This window comes from Mycobacterium sp. MFM001, from assembly GCF_003402475.1.
GTDB lineage: Bacteria > Actinomycetota > Actinomycetes > Mycobacteriales > Mycobacteriaceae > Mycobacterium.
Genome location: NZ_BFAB01000038.1, coordinates 1 through 1,649, shown reverse-complemented (window position 1 = coordinate 1,649; position 1,649 = coordinate 1). Strand labels below are relative to the sequence as shown.

Sequence of the window (1,649 nt, the reverse complement as noted above, 5' to 3'; positions counted from 1 at the left end):
TGCGTCTCTCTCGAAAATAGAGGTGACCCCCGCGGGTGAGGGGCTGGGTACTGGTGTTAGGCCGCATCGGTGAGTGGTTCGAGAGTGACTTTGTAGCCGAGGCTTTCGAGTTGCTTGATGGCTTTGGTTTTGGTTTTGCCGGGGTGGTGTCGGGTGTAGTAGTCGGCGCCGGGGTCGCGGTAGAAGACACCGTTGACCAGCATGTTGTAGGCGTCGGTGAGCATCTTGTGTTCGATGGCGACCAGGGCGATCTGGCCGGCGATCGACATGCCCCGGTTTTTGTTCCTGCGTGTTCGCACGGCCCGGCGCCGCCCGGCGATGCGCCGGTAGCGCACGCTGTAGTAGGTGTCTTTGGTGCGTGCCGCCGACAGCGCGGCCACACCCAGGGCGCCCTTGAGGTGACGGTTGCCCGGGCGGGTGGCCCCCGATTTGACCCGGCCCGCGGATTCATCACAGCCGGGGACGACCCCAGCCCACGACGCGAGGTGTTCGGCGGTGGGAAACACGCTCATGTCCGCGCCGGTTTCGGCGATGAACACATCGGCGATGATCTGCGACCAACCGGGGATGCTCATCAGCAATTCCCGGGCCCAGCGAAAGGGGGCGATCGCCTCCTCGATGCGCCCATCGAGGCGGGCGATATCGGCGCTGTGGGCATCGATGCGATCCAAATACAACCGCACCATAAAGGCGTGATGCTCGCTGAAGCGTCCGCGCAGCGCCTCGGTGAGTTGCGGGATCTTCTGGCGCATCGGCCCTTTGGCCAGATCGGCCAGCAGCGCCGGATCGCGTTGACCGGCGATCAACGCCTCAAGCATCGCCCGTCCCGACGCGCCGACGATGTTGGAGGCCACCGCTGAGAGTTTGATCCCGGTGTCTTCCAGCAGCTTTTCGAGCCGCTGGATCTCTTTGGTGCGGGCCCGGGTGATGATGGTGCGCACCCGAGTCAAATCGCGTAACACCCGAATCGGCTCCGGCGGCACGAACGAGGCGCGCAGCAGCCCGTGGGCCCCCAGATCGGCCAGCCACGCCGCATCCGACACATCGGTCTTACGACCGGGCACATTGCGCGCGGCCTTGGCGTTGACCAGCATCACGTTGAGCTGGTCTTCGAGCAGGTAGTAAAACGGCTTCCAATAATCCGAGGTCGATTCGATCACCACACACGACACCTGCTCGGCGATCAGATGCTCGCGCAACGCCAGGATCTCGGCGGTGGTCGACCCCCAGCTGCTCACCGTCGTCGACGTGGCACGTCGACCCCGGCCCTGAACCCGTATACCGACCTTGGCGTCTTTCTTCGACACGTCAATGCCCGCACACCGCGGATGAATCACTTCCACGGCCACTGCGCTCCTTCCCTTCCAGACATGTTGTTCTCGAAGGTGTTTCGGAGAGGGCTGAATGAAACAGGAGTCTCTCTCACGTGCTCACAGGCAACAAACCATGCCCCCCGCACAACCACGAGGGGTGCCCTCCAGCCACCAAGCTGCTCGCCGTGCTCACCGGCAACACAGACGCAACGGGGTCACCGAAACACCCTCAAGCGTCAACCGCCACTAGCCGCGACGCAACCACCAACCCAGCCCAGCACTAGGCTCAATTTTCATTCCCCATGCCGGAACGCAGTTCCCCTGGTAGCTGCTCGC

The 1,649-nt window shown here is 63.5% G+C and carries 1 protein-coding gene; it reads right to left on the bottom strand.

Annotated features, from left to right (window positions below):
• Positions 1–56: 56 nt before the first annotated feature.
• Entirely contained in the window at positions 57–1,343 is a 1,287-nt protein-coding gene (locus MFM001_RS24245) for an IS110 family transposase (RefSeq protein WP_116377760.1), read from the bottom strand.
• Positions 1,344–1,649 lie beyond the last annotated feature (306 nt).